The 23,680-nt window shown below is 35.0% G+C and carries 17 protein-coding genes, 1 pseudogene and 1 riboswitch; of the genes and pseudogenes, 7 read left to right on the top strand and 11 right to left on the bottom strand.

Annotation, left to right across the window (positions count from 1 at the left end):
• Window positions 1-335: 335 nt before the first annotated feature.
• Entirely contained in the window at window positions 336-8,591 is an 8,256-nt protein-coding gene (locus STERM_RS06755) for an autotransporter domain-containing protein (RefSeq protein ID WP_012860834.1), read from the top strand.
• 95 nt (window positions 8,592-8,686) lie between these two features.
• Here STERM_RS06755 and STERM_RS06750 read toward each other — a convergent pair whose 3' ends face one another.
• Entirely contained in the window at window positions 8,687-9,826 is a 1,140-nt protein-coding gene (locus tag STERM_RS06750; RefSeq protein WP_012860833.1) for an RtcB family protein, read from the bottom strand.
• A 423-nt stretch (window positions 9,827-10,249) separates the two neighbouring features.
• On the opposite strand from STERM_RS06750, the gene STERM_RS06745 reads away from it, so the two are divergent.
• From STERM_RS06745 to pepT, 3 genes and pseudogenes are all read left to right on the top strand, one after another.
• Complete coding sequence (locus STERM_RS06745) at window positions 10,250-11,014, top strand: alpha/beta hydrolase (RefSeq protein ID WP_012860831.1); 765 nt, start codon at window positions 10,250-10,252, stop codon at window positions 11,012-11,014.
• A gap of 66 nt (window positions 11,015-11,080) precedes the next feature.
• Window positions 11,081-11,632: a hypothetical protein gene (locus STERM_RS06740; RefSeq protein WP_012860830.1), complete on the top strand. Its 552-nt coding sequence runs from the start codon at window positions 11,081-11,083 to the stop codon at window positions 11,630-11,632.
• Between the two features lie 107 nt (window positions 11,633-11,739).
• Window positions 11,740-12,957, top strand: a pseudogene (gene pepT, locus STERM_RS06735) (peptidase T).
• Between the two features lie 97 nt (window positions 12,958-13,054).
• Here the strand turns inward: pepT and STERM_RS06730 are convergent.
• The 8 genes from STERM_RS06730 to STERM_RS21165 form a co-directional block, all read right to left on the bottom strand.
• Entirely contained in the window at window positions 13,055-13,720 is a 666-nt protein-coding gene (locus STERM_RS06730) for a hypothetical protein (protein ID WP_012860829.1), read from the bottom strand.
• Window positions 13,721-13,773: 53 nt separating this feature from the next.
• On the bottom strand, window positions 13,774-14,751 hold the full coding sequence (locus STERM_RS06725; protein WP_012860828.1) for an HAD family hydrolase: 978 nt from the start codon (window positions 14,749-14,751) through the stop codon (window positions 13,774-13,776).
• A gap of 8 nt (window positions 14,752-14,759) precedes the next feature.
• Window positions 14,760-15,182, bottom strand: coding sequence for a hypothetical protein (locus tag STERM_RS06720; RefSeq protein WP_012860827.1), 423 nt, complete (start codon window positions 15,180-15,182; stop codon window positions 14,760-14,762).
• Window positions 15,183-15,217: 35 nt separating this feature from the next.
• The gene (locus tag STERM_RS06715; RefSeq protein WP_012860826.1) at window positions 15,218-15,748 is read right to left on the bottom strand and encodes a YcxB family protein; all 531 of its coding nucleotides are present in this window, start codon (window positions 15,746-15,748) and stop codon (window positions 15,218-15,220) included.
• 150 nt (window positions 15,749-15,898) lie between these two features.
• Window positions 15,899-16,693, bottom strand: coding sequence for a tetratricopeptide repeat protein (locus STERM_RS21170; RefSeq protein ID WP_012860825.1), 795 nt, complete (start codon window positions 16,691-16,693; stop codon window positions 15,899-15,901).
• A 34-nt stretch (window positions 16,694-16,727) separates the two neighbouring features.
• Window positions 16,728-17,492: a glucose 1-dehydrogenase gene (locus tag STERM_RS06705; protein WP_012860824.1), complete on the bottom strand. Its 765-nt coding sequence runs from the start codon at window positions 17,490-17,492 to the stop codon at window positions 16,728-16,730.
• A gap of 84 nt (window positions 17,493-17,576) precedes the next feature.
• Window positions 17,577-18,419: a hypothetical protein gene (locus STERM_RS06700; RefSeq protein WP_012860823.1), complete on the bottom strand. Its 843-nt coding sequence runs from the start codon at window positions 18,417-18,419 to the stop codon at window positions 17,577-17,579.
• 78 nt (window positions 18,420-18,497) lie between these two features.
• Complete coding sequence (locus tag STERM_RS21165) at window positions 18,498-19,163, bottom strand: toxin-antitoxin system YwqK family antitoxin (protein WP_012860822.1); 666 nt, start codon at window positions 19,161-19,163, stop codon at window positions 18,498-18,500.
• 241 nt (window positions 19,164-19,404) lie between these two features.
• Here STERM_RS21165 and STERM_RS06690 point away from each other — a divergent pair, with 241 nt between their 5' ends.
• Window positions 19,405-20,034 (top strand): hypothetical protein, encoded by a 630-nt coding sequence (locus tag STERM_RS06690; protein WP_012860821.1) that lies wholly within the window; start codon window positions 19,405-19,407, stop codon window positions 20,032-20,034.
• Window positions 20,035-20,118: 84 nt separating this feature from the next.
• Here the strand turns inward: STERM_RS06690 and STERM_RS22105 are convergent, their stop codons facing one another.
• Window positions 20,119-20,271: a hypothetical protein gene (locus tag STERM_RS22105; protein ID WP_012860820.1), complete on the bottom strand. Its 153-nt coding sequence runs from the start codon at window positions 20,269-20,271 to the stop codon at window positions 20,119-20,121.
• A gap of 404 nt (window positions 20,272-20,675) precedes the next feature.
• Window positions 20,676-20,794: riboswitch (molybdenum cofactor riboswitch) on the bottom strand.
• Between the two features lie 146 nt (window positions 20,795-20,940).
• Complete coding sequence (locus STERM_RS06685) at window positions 20,941-21,438, bottom strand: hypothetical protein (protein WP_012860819.1); 498 nt, start codon at window positions 21,436-21,438, stop codon at window positions 20,941-20,943.
• A gap of 417 nt (window positions 21,439-21,855) precedes the next feature.
• Between STERM_RS06685 and STERM_RS06680 the strand changes: the two genes are divergently transcribed.
• Both STERM_RS06680 and STERM_RS06675 read left to right on the top strand, forming a co-directional pair.
• Complete coding sequence (locus STERM_RS06680) at window positions 21,856-22,911, top strand: lipocalin-like domain-containing protein (protein WP_012860818.1); 1,056 nt, start codon at window positions 21,856-21,858, stop codon at window positions 22,909-22,911.
• Window positions 22,912-23,069: 158 nt separating this feature from the next.
• Window positions 23,070-23,651 carry a GrpB family protein gene (locus STERM_RS06675; protein ID WP_012860817.1) on the top strand — a complete coding sequence of 194 codons (582 nt, stop codon included), beginning with the start codon at window positions 23,070-23,072 and terminating at the stop codon, window positions 23,649-23,651.
• Window positions 23,652-23,680 lie beyond the last annotated feature (29 nt).

Below are 23,680 nucleotides of genomic sequence, written 5' to 3'. Positions count from 1 at the left end.
TTATCTAAATTTTTTTACAAATCCATATTTTTAACTTCATCCAGTTATTAATCGAAAGTTTTTTAAACGAAAAAATTAATTTTCCAATACCCCTAAAACCTATCTTTCTAAACTAAACGCTATATTTACTGATAATAATATGAAATTTTTAATTAAAATTATTTATAAAACATTCTTATTCCGCCTTTCAAAAACATCGTTAAATACCATTTGTTAATTTAAAATTTGTTGACATTTTTTAATTTTTATAGTATAATCATACTAATTTTCTATAAATTTTATTGTAAATCAATAAAAAAATTTATACACAATATTAACAAATTAAGGAGGTAAATATGAAAACTCAAAATAAGTTATTGCTGTTTTTAGCTTTGAATGCAGTTATTGCTCCAATGTCCAGTGCATCAGCCAAATATGACCGATTATACGACAAAATGATTAAGAACTTAAATTCAAATAAATCCAACAATGAATCTTACAAGTTAATCGAACGAATACTCAACCAAAAAAACAAAGAGCTCAAAGATTTATATCTGCAGAGTGATTATGTTATGAAACCGGAATATCTTGAATGGCAGGTATTTTTCAGCGGTTTTTACAACGAATATAATGAAGGTGTTGATAATACATCCAAAAGTGCAAAATACCATTCACATGTAGAAGGATATTATGACAGTAACGGCAACTTTGTCGCAACAGGCGGTCAGATAAACGGACTATACGGTAAACCGCTGCTCTCGCTGCAGCAGCCCAAGGAAATAGATCTTGGTATAGGTCTTTTTGTGAAAGAGCCTGACAGGCAGCCTATAGCATTGAATATCAGTAAACCGGCAATGCCTTCGGTAACTCCGGTAACACCTGAAAGCCCTCAGGTAGATACTATTATTCCTGTAATACCGCCGATAAAATCATTTACGGTTCCTTCAATATCCGCTCCTACACCGCCGGCATCGGTTACAATAACACCGCCGTCGCCGACTACCGTGGTCGTAGGAAGCTTTGATCCGATTAATCCGGTAATAACACCGCCGGCAACATTTGATCCGCCGACACTAAACTTTGTGGCGACTGGATTCGGACAGGGACGTGCACCTTCGCTTACGCTTACAAGTGCTACAATGATAAATAACTATAACGATGTAACAGCAACTACCCCTGTTACGATAACCACAGGAACATCTTCTAATATTTCTGGTGATTTTTCTTACACAACATCAGGGACTACAAGTTATTATTCGGGAACAACCGCATCAACATCGTCACCTGCTGCTATAATAAACTCAGCCGCAGATATTGATGTAATAATAGATGGTGACTGGATTGTAAATAATAACTCTCCTACCGGACAAGTTCGTTTCATAAGTTTAAACCCCTATGATGTAGGAAAAAGCCCTGTTTCAAGAGTATTTGATTTTAGAGGAAATCTTACATTAAATAATCAGGGAACACAGCCTCTGACAGGAATTGAACATCAGCTTCTTACCTACCAGCCCGGCAGTAATACACATGCTACCTCTATACTAAAAAATACGGGGACGATAACTTTGGCAAGCGGATCATATATAGTCGGAATAAATATAGATTCGGAAGGTGCGCAGTTTGTTACTCCTGCTGAAACAATCAATGAAGGTAAAATAATTATTAACAGTGACAATAGTATAGGTGTAGATTTCGGACAATATTACAACGGATTAAATGCCCTTTTAAAATCAGGATACATTGAAGTAAACAATCATGATAACTATGCTTTGAGAGTTAAGAATATCTTCAACGATGATTATTATGATAAAACATATATTGACGGAAGCAAAAGCGCTAACGGCGGGATCGAAATAAACGGAACCAAAAATGTGGGAATTTCACTGGAAAAACGTATCGGTACTGCTGCTGATGTAATTGCTAATATCACAAATCTTAATATAAAGGTAAACGGAACACAAAATGTCGGCTTCCTGAGAAGTTCCAACTATAACAATACTCATACAGGTACCATGAGCCTTACAAATGCTAAGATAGAAAGTCTGGAATTCGGGGATACGGCATCAAACAGTACATTAATAAGAACTGATAAATTCGGAATAGCTTTGGACAGAGATATTACAGTAAATAACAGTAATGCCGTAAATACAGCTGTTAATAATGTAGTGTTGCTGGCCAATGACAAAACTTCACTCGGAAGTCAGCGGACTTTTGTTTCCAATAATGCTGTACTGACAATTGGAAATAATCTGAAAAATACTACTGGGATTCTTGCTATAAACGGAGGATACGGAACAAATACGGGAACCATCAATATAAACGGACAAGAGTCACAGGGTATGGCAGTATTCGGTACTTCCGGAGGAACAGCAGCTTCTGGGAACAATGTAGGAACTATAAATATTACAGGTCAAAAGTCTGTGGGTGTTTATAATGCAGGAACATTTACTATGGGAAGCGGTTCTATAGTTTCTTCCGCAGAAAATGCAATAGGTATTTATTCGGATAATACTGCCGGAACTACTGTAAGCGGCGGAACTATAACAGCTAAGGACGGAGGAATTGCTTTATTCTCAGGTGATAACTCCACTATTAATCTTTCCGGAAGTAATATCCTGAAAGCTGAGGCTGGCGGACTTCTGTTTTATAATTTTCTGAATTCTTCTAATACAATTACAGGGAAATATAATATTACTGCTCCTGCTACAGCACAGGTAGATGCAGGAGGAATGGTTCTTTATACAAAAGTCGACAGTGTGGCTGATATATCTACAGTAGCCGGTTCATTAAAAGCAGCATTTACAGGGGCATCAAATCTTACTGTAAATATGGCTGCCGGATCAAGTATCCTTTATGTGGATACAGCAGGCTCATCTGCAAGTATAACTGCATTTACGGGGCTTCCTGATCTTACTACAGGTTTCTTTAACTTTGTGGGAAGCGGATACAAAGGCTATGTTATGAATGGATTCAATCTGTCTCTGGACAATGATGCGGAATCTAACCTTGATACCGGCTCTTACGGCAAAATTCAGTTTTTGAATTCTGATATCACTGTAACTAACAGTACTACAGTAAATGGTACTGCTGCAGGTCAGGTTGCCATTGTTCAGAAAAATAAATCCGGTTCTGTAAATGTCAATGACAGAAAACTGACTAATAACGGTACTATAGCCTTAACAGGAAATCAGTCTACAGGTATAGCCGGGGATTATACTGCAATCAAAAATACTTCTACAGGACAGATCAAGCTCGGAACGAATTCCATAGGTATATATACTGCCAACGGATCTGAAGCAGTAAATTCAGGATTAATCGAATTCGGTTCAGGTTCTGTGGGAATATACGGACAGAATTATTTTGACGGTACCAAGACTTCATCAGTACTGGGTTATGGAAACGATAAAATAAATATAACTAATGAAAAAGATATAAAAACAATTTCCGGAGGAGTTACAGGAGATGCATTTGGAATATATTCAAAAAATATTCTTAATGCAAGCGATGCTTCTATAGTACTTACTTCTGCATCAAACATAGATCTGAAAGGTACAGGGACTGTAATTGGTGTTTATTCCGAGAAATCTGATATTTCAAATAAAGGTTCCATAAAAGTAGACTCTTCCACTTCAGGAGTAGGTATTTACGCATCGGCAGGAAGTACGGGAACAGGTGCAAATAATACAGGAAGTATCGAAATAACTGACGGAAACAGTGTTGGTATCTTTGCTGAAAATTCCAATATTTCATATAACGGTAATGTAACAATTGATAATGTTACATCAGGAATAGGAATGTATTCCAAAGCAACTGCCGGTAATACTTCTTCTATTACAAACAACGGACTGCTTTCTCTGGGAGCCAGTGTAACAGGAATGTATTCCGAAGGAGCTTCTTCTGCAAATTTTGGTAATATTACAAATGCAGGAACTATTACTTCGCTTGCATCATCAGATAAAGCAATAGGAATGTATATAGGTTCAAACGGAAAAGGAACTAATACAGGAACAATAGCACTTACAGCGCTTGGTACTGACAAAAGCCAGGTAGGTGTTTATAACTCCGGTGAATTCAGTATGAGTGCAGGAAATATTTCTGTATCTTCACAGGACGGTGCCGGTCTTTATACTACCGGAAGTACTACAGTAACAAATCTGTCCGGCGGAACAATAACAGCAGAAAACGGTGCTGTGGGTATATATATGGATAATTCTGCAGTTAATCTGTCTGGTTCTTTCAAATCTGTAATAAATAACGGCGGAATCTTTGCCCTTGGAAGCGGATCAGGTAAATTAAATGTATCAGGAAATACAGTAGTTGACATTAATGCAGGCGGAATAGCATTCTCATCTGTTGGGGACCTTGCTACTTACCTTGGAAGTTTTGTAGCAGGTTCAGGGGTTCTTGAACTAAATCTGACAAGCGATACTTCAAAACTGGCAATATTAGATTCTCCGTCATCACCGATAACACTTAGTTCAGTAACAACATCATTTGCTCCGGGTGCTAATATTACTGCGAATGTGAAAATATCATCTTCGAGCAATCCTAACTATATACCGTTTTCACTGCTAAAAGGAAAGCTTATTATAGATGAAAATATAAGTCTTGATAACAATTCACTGTTTTATAACAGATCCGATTTTATAAATTCCAGTATTGATGTAAACTCTGGTAATGTAATAAGCGGATCAGGCGTAAATCAGCTTGCCGTGGGACAGGTAAACTACGGAACAGGCTCAGCAGCCGCAGACAGAGATAAAATTACTATTAACAACAGCGGAACAATTGATCTGGCAGGAAACAGCTCTACAGGTATCCTGACTGATTTCGGTAAAATTAATAATACAGGTACGGTAAAAGTATCCGGTACAGAATCAGTTGCTTTATACGGAGCTAACGGATCACTGGTTACAAACAACGGAACTTTGAATATAGGAAATAAAAGTATCGGAATTTACGGTACAAATTATCTTCAGGGAACGGCCGAAACATATGGAAACGGTCAGATCAGAATAGATAATAATGCCAATATTATTTCTACAGATACAACACATGGCGGATATGGAATATACGTAAAAAATACTCTCTCGCGGCCAGATTCAGTAATTAATCTGAATTCAGGCTCGAACATTGATGTTTCCAGCGGAGAAAGCGGGATCGGCGTTTATGTAACTGATTCGACATTGAATATAAATGACGGAACAATAACAGTCGGTAAAAACGGAATTGGTGTTTACGCTTCTAATTCCACAGGAACTATCAGCGGCGGAAATCTTAACCTGAACGGGGATAACGCTGTAGGATATTATCTGACTAACGGAAGTACCTTTAATAATACCGGAGGCAGTATTTCAGTAAACGGCCAGAATATTACTCTTGTGGTTACAGATGCAGGTTCAAGCCTTGCTACTACAAATCCGTTTACTATAAGTGCGACACCGGGTTCTACTTATGTCTTCGGCAATATGATAGGCGGGGACTATTATAACAGTACATCTGCTGCCTTAGGTTCCAACGGATCGCTTGTAAACGGGCTAAACTCAATAGTTTTATTTGGTACAGGCTCTAATGTAACTTCTGCCGGAAATAATGTTTCAGGTATGGTACTAAGCGGACAATATGCTTCTAAACCATTTTACTTTTCAGGCGAAGGCTACACCGCTGCAGAAGAGGGAACAAATTTAGGAATTATAAGTCTTGCAGATTCATCTGCGGGAATGTATCTTACAGGAGGAGCAAGCGGAAGAAACGAAGGAACTGTCAGCGTTGGAAAACAATCAGTAGGTATATATGCTGCCGGAGCAGGAGCATATGTCGTAAATAATAACGGAATTATCAATGTTGGAGAAGAATCAACAGGTATATTCTTAAGTGACGGTATCCGTGCCGAAAATCTGGGAACTGCCGAAATAAACGGAACAGGAAATAAAGCTGTCGGTATATATTCGGAAAATACCGCAGCAGGTGCAGTCCAAATAACGAATGATAATAAAATAGATCTTGCAGGCGAACAGTCAATAGGAATATATGCTTCGGGAAATCATAATATTTCTAATACAGGTAATATTCTAATTGGAAATTCTTCTGATCCTGACCAGCCGGGTGTAGGCATTTATCAGGACGGTATTGCCGGATCAATTTCCAATACAGGAAATATAAATGCTGGTGATAATTCAATAGGTATCTATAATATCAACGGAACTGTCACTAATTCAGGTTCTGTAACTGCCGGAAACGGAGGAACAGGTATTTATACAAACGGGGGAACACTAAATCTGAATTCCGGTTCATCTATTGCTGTGGGAGGAAATAATGCCATAGGTGTTTATGCATTAAATCAGACTGGAACACTTACAAATAACTCTGCCGTTACCATAGGAGACTCTTCTTACGGATTTGTATTTTCAGGCTCTACTGCTCCTGTATTTATTAACAGTCAGGCAGCAGTAACAGGTAATGACAGTATATTTACCTTTGCAGATTCAGTGCTTGATGTGACGAACAATGCTGCTGTTACAATGACAGGATCGAATAATATAGGATACTATCTGAAAAACGGAGGTTCTGTTGTTAACAATGCCAATATTACCGGAAATACAGGTACATCAAATATAGGTATCTATGCTAAAAACAGCACTATCACAAATAATGCCGATATTATACTCGGAGACTCCGTTCTTACTGAATATACGGCTCCAAACGGAATTAAATATAAAACCGGATATTCTGTGGGAATATACGGAGAAAATTCCAATATTACAAATAATGCGGGAAATACAATACAGATAGGCAGTGACGGAATAGGTATTTATTCAAAAGGTGCCGGTGTTACAGAAAACTACGGAACTATTACAGGTACTGGCAATAATGCAAAAGGAATATTCGCAGATAATTCCACTGTAAGAAACTATGGAACAATTAATCTTACAGGAAATAATGTAATCGGTATTGCCGGGCAAAACGGTGCTTATATTTACAATGATTCTAGTGCGGTAATAAATGTAACAGGGAATGATGTAACAGGTATATATCTTGCAGGTGATTCCACAAAACTGGTTAACAACGGTATTATCAATATTACCGGAACAGGTGTGGGAATTGCTTATACTCCTACTGTGGAATTATCAAATATTCTTGACAGCACAGGTGCCTCAAAGGGATCTACATCAAAGTATTATGAGCTTCCTGATATGCCGTCTCTTGTAAACTCCGGGGTAATAAACATAAATGTAGGCGGAAATTTCAATTATGACGGAATACGTGTTATTGTAACAATAGATCCTTCTACGAATACTCCTACTACAAGCTCTTCAAGCCAGGTAGGATTCGGCGGGGTTATACCTGACAGAATTGAAGTAGCTCCTGACTTCGCAACAGGTACAGCAGCTGACAGATATGTATTTGAAAATATTTTTAAAGGTACTACAGGAAAAGGAGAATATATTTCACAGTCGCTCACATGGGATGCCACTGCATCAGGAAGTGACCTTGTAATGACAAGAAAGGACTATAACGAGTTTGCAGAAGGTCTTTGGTATGAAGAATTCGCCGGTGTATTAAATGATAAATACTCTGTAACAACAGGTGAAGGAAGAAAAATCTATGATAAAATAAACTATATTACTGACGAGTATTCTTTCAGAGATGCAATGGCGAGTCTTGCTGGTAATATCTACGCCAATATGAACCAGAGAGAATATGATATAGCCAGATCATTTGAAAATTCACTGGCTTTTATGCAAAATTCCGAAAATAATACAAAAGAAAATGTAAAAATTAATATTATAGGCGGAAAAGGTAAGAATAAAGAAGAAACAGACGGAATTACAGGATACGACTATACTACAGCAGGTGTTCTTGCTCTGAGAGAGGTAGAACGTACATACAGACATACATTCGGATATTCACTCGGATATCTGCATACGGGATTTGACCTTAATGACGGAAATGACAGTGAAGATAAAGCTGATACAATCCAGCTCGGTGTTCATAATAAATATGAAACAAACGGATGGAAGCTGAAAAATGATCTTACAGGAAGAGTAAGTTTCCATAATGTAGACAGAAATATAAACTGGCAGAACAGCGGAAAATCAAGTATGGATGCCTCATATGAAGCTTACAGCATTACATCTGACAATATTTTCGGGAAAGAATTTGATCTTTCAAAAAATGTAAGTATTATGCCTTATGGTGCTTTCAGGGCAATGTATGTAACAAGACCTACATTCAGTGAAAATGGTCTTGAAAGACTTGAGGTAGAAGGCAATGACGCTTGGAGTGCCAAACCACGTGTGGGAATGGAGCTTCAGGGCAGTCTTCCTTTAGGAAATAAATCAGTGTGGAATCTAAAAGGAAATCTTGATTTTGCTTATGAATACGAACTGGCAGATCTTAACGAAAGAGAAAAAGCAAGATTAATTACTATAGAAGACGGATACCACAAGCTTTCTAAGCCTGAAGAAGAAAAAGGAACTTTTAGAACAAGAGCAGAAATAGGGGTAGAAATAAAAGACAGATACGGAATTTTTCTTACTGGAGAATACAGCATGGGAAATGACGATAGAGAAGATTACAAAGCAGGAGTTACATTTAAAGCTGTCTTTTAAACTATATCAATAAAATAAATACACCTCATAATCAGTTTTTTACCGATCAGAGGTGTATTTTTTATTTTCTTGAAATATTCCATTTATCAAAGTACTTAAGCTTTAAAATTATAAAGCGGTTTTATTATTTCCAGTACTTCCACAGTTTCTTCCAGATAAATCATTATAGATTCCGGAGTTTTATATGCCATAGGTGCCTCATCAATTGTAGAATTCTTTACCGATGTGGTGAATATACCTTTCATACTTCTCTCAAATTCTTCAAGGCTGATTTTTCCCTTTGCCTCTCCGCGGCTCATAAGTCTTCCCGCTCCGTGCGGTGCTGAATAATTCCATTCCTTACTACCTTTTCCCACAGCAAGAATCGAACCGTCCCTCATATTTAGGGGAATAATTACCTTCTCCCCTTCTTTTGCAGAAATTGCTCCTTTTCTTATTATCCTGTCTTCAAAATTATAATAATTATGTACAGAAGTAAACTTTTCAGAATTTTTGTAATCTATCCCAAGAAACTCTGCAATCCTCCCGGACATTATTTTTCTGTTTAATTCTGCATATTTTTGCACCATTTTCATTGCTTCCAGATATTCAGCAGCAGCATCACCTTCCAAAAACGAGAGCTCTTTTGGAATATGATATATACTGTCCTTATTATTTTTTTCTCTCATCTCCCGGCAGTATTTTTCAGCTTTTCTTTGATAGTAAAGCGCAGTTTCATTTCCTAGTTTTCTGCTCCCTGAATGAATAACCAGATATTTCTTATTATTTTTATCTGTATTTATCTCTATGAAATGATTGCCGCCGCCAAGACTTCCTGCAGCTCTCAATGCCTTTCTTATATCATAATTTATTTTGTCGGTCAGCGGCTTCAATGTCTTTTTCCATTCCTTTGGCACTGCTTTATCCACAGTTTTATTAATATTTACAGAAAAAGGAATATTATTTATTATAAAACTGTCCAGCTTTTCAAAATCTATTTCACATTCTCCCAGCTCGGTAACTTCCATTCCGCACCCGATATCCGAGCCTATTATATTAGGTATCACATAATCAAGACCTGCACATGTAAAGCCGACTACGCTCCCCTTTCCTGCATGTGTGTCGGGCATTATTTTTATTATTGTATCTTTAAATATTTTTTGTTTGCACATTCTGTAAATCTGTGATAAACATTGCTCCTCTATTATATCAGTATAGGCAGCTGCCTCATTATACTTTCCTCTTATTTCTATCATTTTTTTCTCCTGTTATTTTATTTTTTTGCACAAAAAAAGTAAGGTAAGCACCTTACTATTTATTTGCCGGTTTCTGCTTTTCCTGTTTTCAAACAGGGAAATACAGCCCTGTCTATATGTATGAGAGCATGACTAACATGAAGCTGTCTGTCTTTACTCTGTTTGTTATTACACTTTTTATTGTTTTTACACTAGGCTTTTTCATGGCTAGTCTCTCCTTTCTTTATTTTTTATCACATGTGAATCCTTGTCATAATACCATATCACCAAAATTTTGTCAAGTATTTCTTCTTGACTTTTCATTTTCATCTATATTTTTAAAATTTTAGAAATTAAATATAAATATATTTTCACATTAATATATTTGTCTTTTTGAATATACTGTATTATAATAAAGCTATAAAACTATCGGGAGGTTTTACAATGTCTTTTATCCAGCTAAATTTTAACTCAAAATGCCTTGGTATGCGTACGAATGTTAACGTTATTATCCCTGAAAGTGACAAAATTTTTACCGGGCAGTTTAATAAAAATCTGAAAACTCTCTATCTCCTTCACGGCTTAGGAAATGATTATTCTGCATATATGAGATATACCAGTATAGAGCGTTATGCATTAAAAAAGAATCTTGCTGTAGTTATGCCTTCGGCAGACCACAGTTTTTATACCGATATGGAATACGGACATAAATATTTTACATTCATTAGTGAGGAAATTCCTCAATTTATCAGAAATATTTTCCCTCTTTCTGATAAAAGAGAGGATAATTTTATTGCCGGGCACTCTATGGGCGGATACGGCAGCTTCAAAATTGCTCTTCTAAAGCCTGAATCCTTTGCGGCTGCAGCGAGTTTGTCCGGTGCCCTTGATATAAACCATCTCTTTATAGAAGGCCCTAAAAATGGCTTTAATACTAAAAGTATCTATGGTGATATGGAAACACTGGAAAATACTGACAATGACCTTTTTTATCTTATAAAGAAGCATGCCGAGAATGGTGTTATTCTTCCAAAGCTTTACCAGACATGCGGTACTGAAGATTTTTTATATGATGACAATGTCAGATTCAGAGATCTTGTACAAAAACTAAAGCTTCCGCTTACATACAAAGAAGGGCCCGGCGAACACGAATGGGGATTTTGGGATAATGCCATAAAAGAAGTAATTGACTGGCTTCCCATTGACTAATCCTTTTTTAGAGGTATTTATATCTGAAACTTTAATTTTATTAATTGAAATATTTTAGGAGGTATCATGAAAAAAATAATTATTATGTTGTTTTCGCTTTTATCACTTATCTCAATCTCAGCTTCTGTTATTATTCCGCAGAAACTTCTGCTTGAGGATATGAAGCCTGTTCTTCAAAAAGCAAAGACTTATGAAAAATTTAAGGTGATTTATGCCAGAAAGGCTGTTCCGGGAGAAATCATAAAGACTTATACCGCAGACGGTTATGAAACACAGAATACTGCCGGCGAAGGTGATTTCGTAGTTAAGAATACCACTGATGCAAAAGAAATGTACATACTTACAAAAGAAAAATTTGAAAAAAGATACAAATATTTGAAAAAGCTGGATTCAAAATGGAATATTTATCAGCCTCTGGGTAAAGTCAAAGCAGTTAAAGTAGACAGTGCCCTTACAAAGAGACTCGGAGTGGATGGTATTGATTTTTCCATAGAGACTTCATGGGGAGAGGAAATGACAGTAAAAAAAGGGGATCTTCTTGTTTCTCCTCTTGATTACAGCGAAGTTTACAGAATTGCCAACAAAGAATTTTATGAAACATACAAAGCTGGAAAATAGTTTCTATAATTTTTCAGATATAAATAAACCAAAGACTAAACAGTCTGTGACCCTATGTGAGTCTTCTGTTTAGTCCGTGAAAATAACATCAAAAAGGAGAAACCAAAATGAAAGTACATGAACGATTTATAAACTATGCAAAGATCTACACAACATCGGATGAAAATAGCGAAACTTGTCCAAGCACTGAAAGACAGCTTGTTCTGGCAAAGCTTCTGGTAAAAGAGCTTGAGGAAATCGGTCTTGATGACGTAAAAATGGACAAAAACGGTTATGTTACCGGAAAGCTTTATTCCAATACAGAAAAAAAAGTCCCCTCTATAGGTTTTATTGCACACATGGATACTGCTACAGATATTACTGGTGAGAATGTAAAGCCTGTTATTATCTAAAATTATAACGGGAAGGATATTCCGCTGAATTCAGAATATACTATGAAAACTTCAGATTTTCCGGAACTTCTTAACTATGTGGGAAATGACATTATTGTAACCGACGGTACTACTCTTCTGGGAGCTGATGATAAAGCGGGAATTGCTGAAATAATTACAGCTGTGGCTTATCTGAAAAAACATCCTGAAATAGAACACGGAACAATATGTGTAGGCTTTACTCCCGATGAAGAAATAGGCAGAGGTGCCGATTTATTTGATGTAGAAGATTTTGCGGCAGATTTTGCCTATACGCTTGACGGCGGGGAGATCGGAGAACTGGAATATGAAAATTTTAATGCTGCTACACTGGAAGTACAGATCACGGGAAGAAATGTCCACCCGGGAAGTGCTAAAGACAAGCTGATCAATGCACTGGAGCTTGGGATACATTTTCATAACAGTCTTCCTTCATTTGAAAGACCTGAATATACTGAAAAATACGAAGGCTTCTATCATCTGATAGAAATGAACGGAACTACTGAAAACAGCACATTAAAATATATTATAAGAGATCATGACAAAATAAAATTTGAACATAAAAAAAGCGAAGCCGCAAGAATTGCAGGATATATAAATAAATTATACAACGGGAACTGGATCAATGTTAAAGTTACAGATTCATATTATAACATGAAAGAAAAAATTGAGCCTGTAATGTATATTGTTGATCTTGCAGAAAAATCAATGAAGGATGCAGGTGTAAAACCTCTGATACAAGCTATCCGGGGCGGAACAGACGGCGGAAAACTTTCATATATGGGGCTTCCTTGTCCTAATATTTTTACAGGTGGACATAATTTTCACAGCAGATTTGAATATATACCTGTTCAGTCAATGGAAAAAGCCGTAGATGTCATACTAAAAATTGTAGAAAATTCTTTAGATTTATAAATTTCCCAAAAACCGGCTGTATCAAAAAATTTGATACAGCTTTTATTTTCTCATAAAAAAAGGGGATATTCATCCCCGTATATAAAATCTTTTTATACTATTTTTCTTTTAAAATGCTCTTTCCTTCTTCAAGAAGGCTGATAACTCTGTGATCAAGAAGAACAGACTCTCCGTCTTCAATGATAACTACCTCTTCCTTCAGCAGATCTTTCAGATCAAGATTATCCATCGGATATTCTCTTCCCATGACTTCCAGATATCCATACTGCTGAATGGGGTACATACCCTCGAATTTCCCGCCTATTGAAATATTATAGTCATCTATAAGCAAGACCTTACATTTCAGACTTCTTTCCACACGCATATTGCTGTGGTCATATCTGCCGCCGGCAATTTCCTCCACTTCGACATTTCCGTCTACATAGAAGTCACCGCCTCCCAGATATATATTCTTGGCATATACATCTCCCAGAGAGATAAAAGCTATTCCGAAGTCATCTGCCTCGTTATAGATACTGCCCTCCACAGTAATACCTTTTTCGAAAACATATCCCTCTACCCTGCTTCCCTCAGGATTTAAGTCTATATAATCAATAATTATATGATCTTTATAAACATAAAAAGTAATTCCCTTAATTTCATCTTCAAGTCCCTTAGCCCATGTATCAAATGTCCATATCCCCTTTACCTGATCGCCGTACCTGTTTGCCGCCTCTGTTAATGTTATTTCTTCATGCTTAAATTCTAACAGTTTCTTATTCATAATAACACCTCTTTCAAACAAGACTATAATAAAATATGTAAATTTTTAAATATCTATTTGGGAAATATCTGTTTCCAGTCTTTCTTCATGCTCACTACATTCCAGTTATATTTTTCTGCCCACTTAAGGGATATATTATCAGCTTCGGTATATAAAAATTCTCTTTTTTCATCATCATGATCTATAAGAAGCTGAAACGACGGATATTCCGATGCCTGACTATATCTCAGCATATAAATATCGCCGCCTGAACGTACATTCCCTACAGCAAAAACCGCCGGTCTTCCTAATCTGTGATAAATATTTTCTGCCTTTGCCCTTCCGTTATTATCAGTATACAGCTTTGATCTTCTTACCATAATATTTGTATTTTCATTATACTCAAAAACCAGCTCACTTCCTATTACCTGTTCTTTGGATATCCCATAGTATTTTTCAGAAATTACCCTCATAAAATCTGTCTCTCCTCCTGAACAAATGTATACCTTGAATCCGTTTTTTCTCAGGTAGTCCATTAATTCCAGCTGAGGCTGGTAAACGATTTTTTCTAAAGGAACATTCAGACCGGGATATTTTGTTTCTCTGAAAAAATCTTCCGCTGTTTTCTGAAATTCTTTATTTGTCATTCCCTCATGTACTATTCCCACAAGCTCGTCAAATATTCTTCTATCTTTTATTACAAACTTCCCGTTACTGTAAAAATCATTTATCCTGCTAAAAGGATGTTTGTTTTTTAATGAAGGATTTTTTTCTGTCATTTTTTTTGCATAATATATTATAAACAGCTCTTCTACAGTGGGCTGTTCTGCCCAAAGCGTACCATCATTGTCAAATACGGCAAATCTTTCACTTTCTGGTATAAAACCCGGATTTTTCGGATCAGTTACCATATCTATGTAATTAACTATTTTGATTTTCATTTCATTATTCCAGCTTGAAAGCCAGTCTTCCGCCGATATTGATTTCTTTGTAACCGAAACAGATATAAAAAATGTCTGTAAAAATAATAGTAAAACTAAAATCTTTTTCATGCTTCTCCTTATGCCTTCCTCTGTTTTATTATATACTCTTCTTTTCTAACCCGAAAAGCAGTCCAGTCATTATCTATCGATACTATTCTGACTCCCTTATATCCCAGATTCATAAGCGGCTCCCAGCCTCTGTCTCTGGAAATATCTGATTTTTTCCCATATTTTTCGGAATTCTCTTTAGGATACGCAAACCAAATAAGACCATCAGAAAAACTTAACAAATAACTTCTGTTATGTTTGGTAAAATGCTCTAGTTCAGCCTTTGTTTTTATAAAAATAAGTATAAATTCAGTTTTTATCGCAGTATTGCTTTTATAAATATGTATATCTTTATGTAAATTTCTTTCCACCGGTTCGAATTCCGGCGGCATGTTAAAAATCACCATGTTGTTATTTGCTTTAGAATCTAGTTTTTTTAATAAAGTACCCATAATAAAAGACCTCCTGTATATAAAACAACGGAATCTTACTTTTTCTTTTTAGGTTTAGTCTGTTTTGCTTTGGCTGCTTTGTTATTCTTGCTGATTACAGAGGAAACATACTCCACTTCTTCATCTGTCATTCCTTTTTTAGGTATAAAAAAAGTAATTCTTCCGATTAAATTAAAATAAAAGCCGCTTCTTCTCTCGTATATTTTATTAAATTCGCTGTATTTTCTCATTGCCTGCTTTGATTTATCACCAAAAAAATAGAAATTTTTCAAATAATTATCTGTCACCTGTGCCTTGATAACTCCGCTCTCTTTCAGTGCCTTTTTATAGGAAAAAAAGTACACCACCAGATAAACAAATATATTTATCCCTAAAGAAAGAACAAGTGCAGGTAATGTATATTCTTTCAGTATAGTTTGCAAGCCTGCCCCGTTTCCCTTACTCTCCATGTCATAAATAACATAAGCCCAGATAACACCCAGAGAAATAAGCAGCTTTATCTTTTCCATCTCTACCCTGCTGATAACGTAATCCTTAAATGACAGTTTCTTTATTTCTATATTCATATTCCCTCTTTTCATTCTTTATGTATTATTTTTAAAATATCTCTATCTTCTAATTCTATTATATTTCCTTCAAAATATCAAACTTTTATTTTTATAATTTTGATATCAAAAAACAGTCTGAATCGCTTTATCAGACTGTTCTCCATTATATTACCGCTTCATTTTTATACCCGCAGCTTCAAATTTTTTAAGATTTTTATCATATTGTTTCGGGTTTGTTCCTTTTAATCCTTCATTTGCAAAATATGCAAGCGTGGCAAAATCAGAAAGAGCATAATATCTTATAGCTTTCATATCCTCAAATGAATCAAAAAAACCGTCAACAGCCTTTTGATAATCTTTCATTCTGTAATTTATCTGTCCCTCCAAATAATTACAGTCTGCAATATACATATCTTTTTTTGCAGCTTCCTCAAAATATTTTTTAGTATCCAGATTCTTGTATTTTTCCTTTGCCTTTTGTATAAATTCCAGAGCTTTTGCATAATTTTCCATATTCAGATAAACCTGCCCCAGTCCGTAGTATCCTTCAGGATAGTCAGGAATAGCCGTAATCAGCTGCTTGTATATCCTTTCAGCATTTACAAAATCTTTTTTATACATATATGCTACACCGGCATTAAAATATGGAAACGGATTATTCGGATTTACCGCAATAGATTTTTTATAATACTCTATTGCTTTATCCGGATTATTCGAACGTCTGTAATGAACTCCCATATCATCCAGCGCAAAATAATTTCTCGGATCAGCTTCTATAGCTTTATTCAGCGTTTTCTCATATTCCTTGTCAGGAACTGTAAATTCTTTGGTTTTCCAGTATAAATCAATTGATTTCTGCTTTATGCCGAAATTTTTCATCTCCTGTGTAATCAGATCCCGCTGATTACTCTGAGCTGTGAACATAAAAATACTGATAAAAAAAAATAAAAAAAACTTTTTCATTCATTACCTCCTCTGAATATATCTAAAATCTTAACTATACATAAATCATTTTCACAGTCATTCCGCCGTCAACATTCAGGTTTGTCCCGGTAACAAAGCCGGCTTCCTCTCCAGTCAGATAAAAACAGGCTGCTGCAATATCCTCCGGCTTACCGACTCTTCCGGCAGGATGCTGCTTATGCTCGGCTTCTGTAAGAACCTCTTCTTTTCCGCTGCCCTTTTTCCATCCTGATACATCAATCCAGCCCGGGCTTATGCTGTTAACCCTTATATTTTTCTCACTAAGAGACACTGCCATGGAATGAGTCAGAGCGGCAATTCCTCCCTTTGAAGCTGAATAAGCTTCTGTTTCAGGCTCTGACATAAAAGCCCTTGTCGACGATATATTGACTATACTGCTGCCCGGCTTCATAAAAGGCACACAATATTTAGAACACATAAATGTACCTCTCAGATTTACACTTATGACTCTGTCAAATTCTTCCATTCCTTCACCAAAAATTCCGGCTTTTTTAGCATCGGCTATACCTGCGTTATTAATCAGTATATCTATTTTCCCATACTCTTTTACAGTTTCTTCGGCAAGCCTCCTGCAGTCTTCCTCCTTGGCAACATCAGTTTTTATAAAAACAGCCTTACCCTTCTTTTTTATTATAAAATCCCTTGTTTCTTCGCCGGCTTCTCTGTTAATATCAGCAACAACCACATATGCTCCGCTTTCTCCATACTTTTCTGCTGCCGCTCTTCCGATTCCTTCTCCTGCTCCGGTTACTATTACTACTTTTTTTTCAAAATTCATAAAGCACCTCTCAATAATAAAAAACATACAAAAAATCATTTAAATTTTTCATTCATTTTATCATATAAAAAATTCTTTTTCAATTTACTCTGTTACCAGAACACCTCTTCCCAGATTATTAAATTTCAGCTCATTGAGAAGCTCCAGATCCGAATTATCCTTCATAGAAGCCTGAACATAATTTTTCCATGCTTTTTTATATTCTGACATTATTTTTTTCTGTTCCCCGGCCTTTTCTGCTGTTGCGTATGCTTTATCCAGAGCAACCATTTCTTCAGCATACTTTTTTACATCAGGATTCTTAAAAGGAGGTACTTTATACTCCGGAACAGCAGGCACTTCCGCTGTTTTCTTCATTTCCCCTTCATCTGCCGGTATCCCCTGAACTCCCATCTCTGTCATAAAGTCCAGAAACTCCTTTTGTGTAAAAATTTTAGTAAAAATATTCCCTTTGCTGTTTCTGTCGCTTGTATAAATCTTCTCCGGAAATGGAGTGTGTATATCATATTTCCAGTTTCTGAGATTTTTATCAATAATCAGATCATCTGTCATTCCAAAAGGACCTTCATATTTCAGCCCGTCTAATATTACATCTTCACCAGCGGGTCTGAATGAATCACCGGCTCCTTCGGCGGCATAAGCCATACTTACATATATATAATTACTTCTTGAAGGATTGATTACTCCCCCGCTTGAATCTGCATATACAATAAAGGACAGCTCTTTTCCGTAAGCATCTGTTAATGTATGCTTACCGGGCTTTAAAACCAGCTTTTCATATTCTCCGGCCCCCAGATTATATTCTTTTCCGTCAACCTTTGTTTTAATTGCCGTATCTGTAGGATTATCCAGAATAAAAGTACCTTTCTGAATTGAACAGCCCAAAAACATTAATAATGTAAATATTGTTACAAAAATTTTTTTCATAAATCTTTTTCTTCCTCTCAGATGTGATATTAAACGTTAAAATAAAAAGGAATACTGACATACTCCTTTTATTTTTATCTAAATTTTCGATTTTACCGGTGTAAATAAATTATAGTAATCAGCATACAGCTCTTTTTCTATGTTTATCATCTTTGCTTTTATTTCCAAAAGTACTGCCTTCTTTTCCGTATTTGCTTTTACAGTGGCTGGTACTGACACAGGAACTGCATCCGGAGCAACATCTTCTCTCCCGTCAGAATAGTATGTCACATTCTTCACTGTACCGTCTAAATTATATGTTGTTACTTTTCCTTCTTTTACTCCGTTTACATAATCTATTACAAGAGTAAGCTTTCCGTCTTCAGTATAATCCTTTGTCTGACCGGTACCGTTTTTCAGGGTTGTCTCATATAGAACCTTCCCTTTTCCATCATAAAAAACATACTTTCCTGTTATTCTTCCTCTGTCATAATTTGATTCGGATTTCATTTTACCATCCTGAAAATAAAAGACTACTTTTCCGTTTTTCTTACCGTCCTTTATATCCATTACAAACCAGGGCTTTCCTGTAGCACTTCTTGTAACTTCTATTTTTCCTGTATATACACTTCCGTCTTTTTTAGTAAATGTATCAAAATTGGGATTGAATATCTCCATAAATTCTTTGTCTGTTCCTTTAAAATTCTCAGAATACCCTAAAAAACTCATAAAGAATATCCCTAAAAACAGTATTACTTTTTTCATTTCTCCTCCTAATGTTAATTTTACACCATAAAACAATTAAAACCATGTCTTCATAACTATCTCTAATTTTATAATATTTTTCGTATTTTGTAAACATATTTCTTGTTTCACAGTCTGTAACCCTTATATATCAGGCATTATAATATTTCCACTTATATTTTTTTTATTTATATGTTATGATTTTAATAGTATAGTCAGGTTAGAATACTTGATTTTCATTCACTTTACAGGGAGGTTTTTTATGAAAGAATTTTCTTTGACATATCTGGTCAGCATTTTATCTGTTTTCATCTCATCGGCAACAGCAGTTTTTCTCAGTATTATTGCATATAAACAAAATAAAAAACTGAATCTCCAAAAAGAAGAGCATGACAGAAATCTTACAAGACAAAAAAATGAATTTGACAAAGAAATAACAAGATTGAGCGGAAGCATAGAAAGAATGAATTTTGTCCATAAAACACAGTTTGATACAGAATTTGAACTTTATAAAAAAATATGGCTCGAAATTTCCAATATCACAAAATCTTTTCATAATATTCAGGATCATCTGACAGAACTAAACAGTACTGATAATGACTGTTCGGAAGCGAATAAAGCGCTTAAGAATGAGTATAATCTCTTAAAATCGTACAGCTCAGTATTTTCCGAAATCATAGATAAAAACCGTCCTTTTTATTTTCAGGAATTATATTCACTTTTGATTATTTTTTCAAATCAGTCAAAAATATTAGCCGAATATCTTTCAAATGATGATTATCAAAAAATTGATCTGGATTCTTACCTTTATGAAATGGTAAAGCTTCTGAATTTTTCAGTTTCAATAGAAGAAATTATCCGAAACAGAATTGAAAACCTAAAAATAGTCTAATAATCTAAAGAGGCAGATTACATAATTTTATATCCTGTTAGAAAGAATATAAATTTTCTGTAAGCTGCCTTACCATACCAATATCTATAATCTCAGAAATTCATCCAGAGCCTCTATATTTTCAGTTTCCATAGCATGCTTGAATTCCTTAATCGCATCTTTTCCTTCACCGCTATATACATTTTTCAGACTAAACAGACCTATTGCCACCAGCATAACTAACATTATCTTTTTCATACTAATTCCTCCTTTGTCGGTTTATCCTGATTTCATAATACACCATCTTTGTGAACTTTGTGTGAACATCTTCCGATATTTTTGACATGAAAATTTTCAAATAAAAAAGCAGTACTCATTTCCAGAATACTGCGCTATTAATTTAAGTCTGATTTATAGAGGTTAGGAGCCTATTTTTCATTTGGGCATAACGAAAAATAGTAAGAATTTATGAATTTGGACATTCATTTGTTTTTGGGCTTTCTTTTTTTATTAAAATACAAAAAATTAAATATTAGATATATATTTTACTATTGTTTAGGATAAGTATTTATCTCAAAACCCTAACCTCTATAAATCAGAGCTAAATATAAAATTTCAGACAACAAAAAAACGCTTTCCTGTACGAAAAAAGCGTCAAACATAGTTTAACAAGAAGCCGACCTTTCCGCACTGGGAGGCACATCCGTTTCCAGATATACCCTGCTCAGATCAGCATGGAATTTTCTTCTTTAGCCGAAATGAGTCGGTGGTAATATTATTTATTATGATTTTAACATCAAATACCCTTTATGTCAATATGGCGGAAATTTTTTATACTTTCATATTTTTGATTATTTTCCGCTATCTTTTATGAATTACATCTAATTTTATTTTCAAAAATTTTTACATTATATTTTTAAGCAGCCGTTATTGTCTTCTAAAAATTCCAAGAATCTTATTAAATAATGAAGTTACAAAATTACTCTTCTTTTCTCCATTTTCATATTTTGTATTATTGATTTCGAGAAAATAAAAATACTCATGAAACTGCCCGTCACAGCTTGTCCCTTTGAATTTATCCACTTCTTCAGTTTTCACGGATGTTCTCACTTTATCACTGTCTTTGATTTCAGCCGTTTTCTGACGAAAAAAATACACTGTTCCGTCATTTTTATAATATCCGTTACCCAGATATCTGTAAGTTTTGTCATTAACAGACATAAATTCTTCCCCATAGATATACAGCTTATCATTAAGCTTAAATATAAGATTTGAATCAAAATTTTCTATTGAATCATTATACAGCACCAGATTTTTACTGTCCGGCGCTATGCCTGCCTTTTCCAGATAATCAGTTATCAAAGGTTTGCATGGATATACAGCAAAAAACAAAATATAAAATAATACAGCTATCATTTTTTTCATAATCGGACTCCTTATTATTTTTATTTTTCTGCTAAAAGTTATCGTATCTGTTTTTCAGCAGATATGCCGGCAGTCAGCCATTGTTCAGTTTATGTTATTATTATTTTATAAAAGTAATATTACCTCTTTATACCATATTCCAAATTCTGTTTCAAGCAGTCTGGATAAAAGAACTCAAAAAATATACCAGATTAATATAAAAATCTCTTCTTTTCTGAAAAATCCACAGAATTTCTTTTTTAATCGGATATATCAGTTATTAAACAATTGACAAATTAATCTATTGGTTATATAATTAATTTATCCATACTGATATATACATTTCATTCTTTTATTTACTATTCCAAAATTAAATATCTTTATTTTGGAATTTATATTGATAAACTATATTATAATTATTTTGAGGAGGTAATTTTTATGATCAACGAAAATGAAACACTGCCGGTTTCTTTGCTGCAAAGTGATGCAGATTATAAAAAACTCGGTCTTTCAAAAGAAAAAGTCGAAGAATGGGAAGACGGACTCAGAACCAATCCTGATACTTCTGAATTTGAATGGTGGTATTTTGATACTGAGCTTGAAGATAAATCTAAACTTGTAATTACCTTTTTTACGAAACATTATACAAATCCGGTAAAAGGTCTTGTTCCAATGGTAGATTTTAATCTTACAAGACCGGACGGGAAAAATGATGTTGTAAGACTGGGAATGAAATTTCCCGTATCCGAGTTCTCTGCTTCCAAAGAAAAATGCGATGTTCATATAGGTAAAAACTATTTTTCCGGTGATCTTTCAAATTATAAAATTCATGTTGAATTTGAGGATTTTTCTTGTGACGTAGAATTAAAAAATTCTCTTGTTTCTTGGAGATCAAAAACTGGAATCAGACGTTATAATGATAAAGAATTTAACTGGCTTATAGCCGTTCCTAACGGAAAAACCACTGTTACCCTGAATAAAAACGGTGAAAAAGAAGTTTTAAACGGTATTGGATACCATGATCATAACTGGGGAACATGTATACTTTCTGAAATAATTCATCACTGGTACTGGGGTCGCGGAAAGATAGGAGATTACTTTTTTGTGCTAGCTTGTGTATATAGTGAAAAAGAGTATGGATATGCCCCGGCATTTGATTTTCTTCTGGCTAAAGACGGAAAAATCATAGCTGATAACGGACAGCTTCTGCGGCTGACAGAAAAGGACCTGCAAATTGATCAGGAAACCGGCAAGCCATACGGTAACCTGCTTGAATGTTCCTATAAAGAGGGGGATAAACAATTTATGATCTCTCTTGAAAATCAGGACATTATAGTCCGTAATCGCTTTCATGATGCTAAAGACGGTGCATACCTAAGATTTTCCGGTAATGTTACAATAAAAAGCTTTGAAAATAACAATCTGACCGATGAGGTTTCTGAAACAGGTATCTGGGAAATGATGTACTTTGGATTACCCGTTAATAATGATTAATTATAAATGTATACTCCAATTTTATTTCAATAATATATCTAAAATAAAGGAACTGAATTCTGTAATATAAGGATTCAGTTTTTCTAATATTTTTCTAAAGCACTATATTTTACAATATGATATAATATAAAAAATAATTTATAACAGGAGTATTAAATTTGAAAAAACAATTATCCGAAATGTCATTGGAAGAACTATGGGAGCTGTTTCCCATAATTTTGAAAGATTATAATCCGGAATATAGGAATTGGTTCGGGGCAGAAAAACAAAACATCCTCAATCATATAAAAGCTTCTGATATTGCACGGATTAACCATATTGGCAGTACTGCTGTCAAAAGTCTTATTGCCAAGCCTACAGTGGATATACTGCTGGAGCTTGACGGATGCTGTAATATTACGCACGTAATCAATGACCTGAAAGCAAACGGCTGGACCCTTATGATGCATAAAAATAATCCTCCCCAGTGGGAATTGTGCAAAGGTTATACTCCAGAAGGATTTGCTGAAAAAGTTTATCACCTTCATGTCAGATATCTCGGCAATTGGAACGAATTATATTTCAGGGATTATCTTCTAAAACACCCTGCTACTGCTGCTGACTACGGATATTTGAAAATAATACTGCAAAAAGAATTCAGGCATAACAGAGATGCCTATACTGCTGCTAAGAGTGATTTTATTATAAAATATTCCCATATTGCAAAACATGAATTTCAAAACAGATATAAGCCAAAATAATCCTGTTAAAATATATGCGGGATTCTCAT

Origin of the sequence: Sebaldella termitidis ATCC 33386 (assembly GCF_000024405.1) — a bacterium.
GTDB lineage: Bacteria > Fusobacteriota > Fusobacteriia > Fusobacteriales > Leptotrichiaceae > Sebaldella > Sebaldella termitidis.
This window is presented reverse-complemented; position numbering and strand designations above follow the sequence as displayed.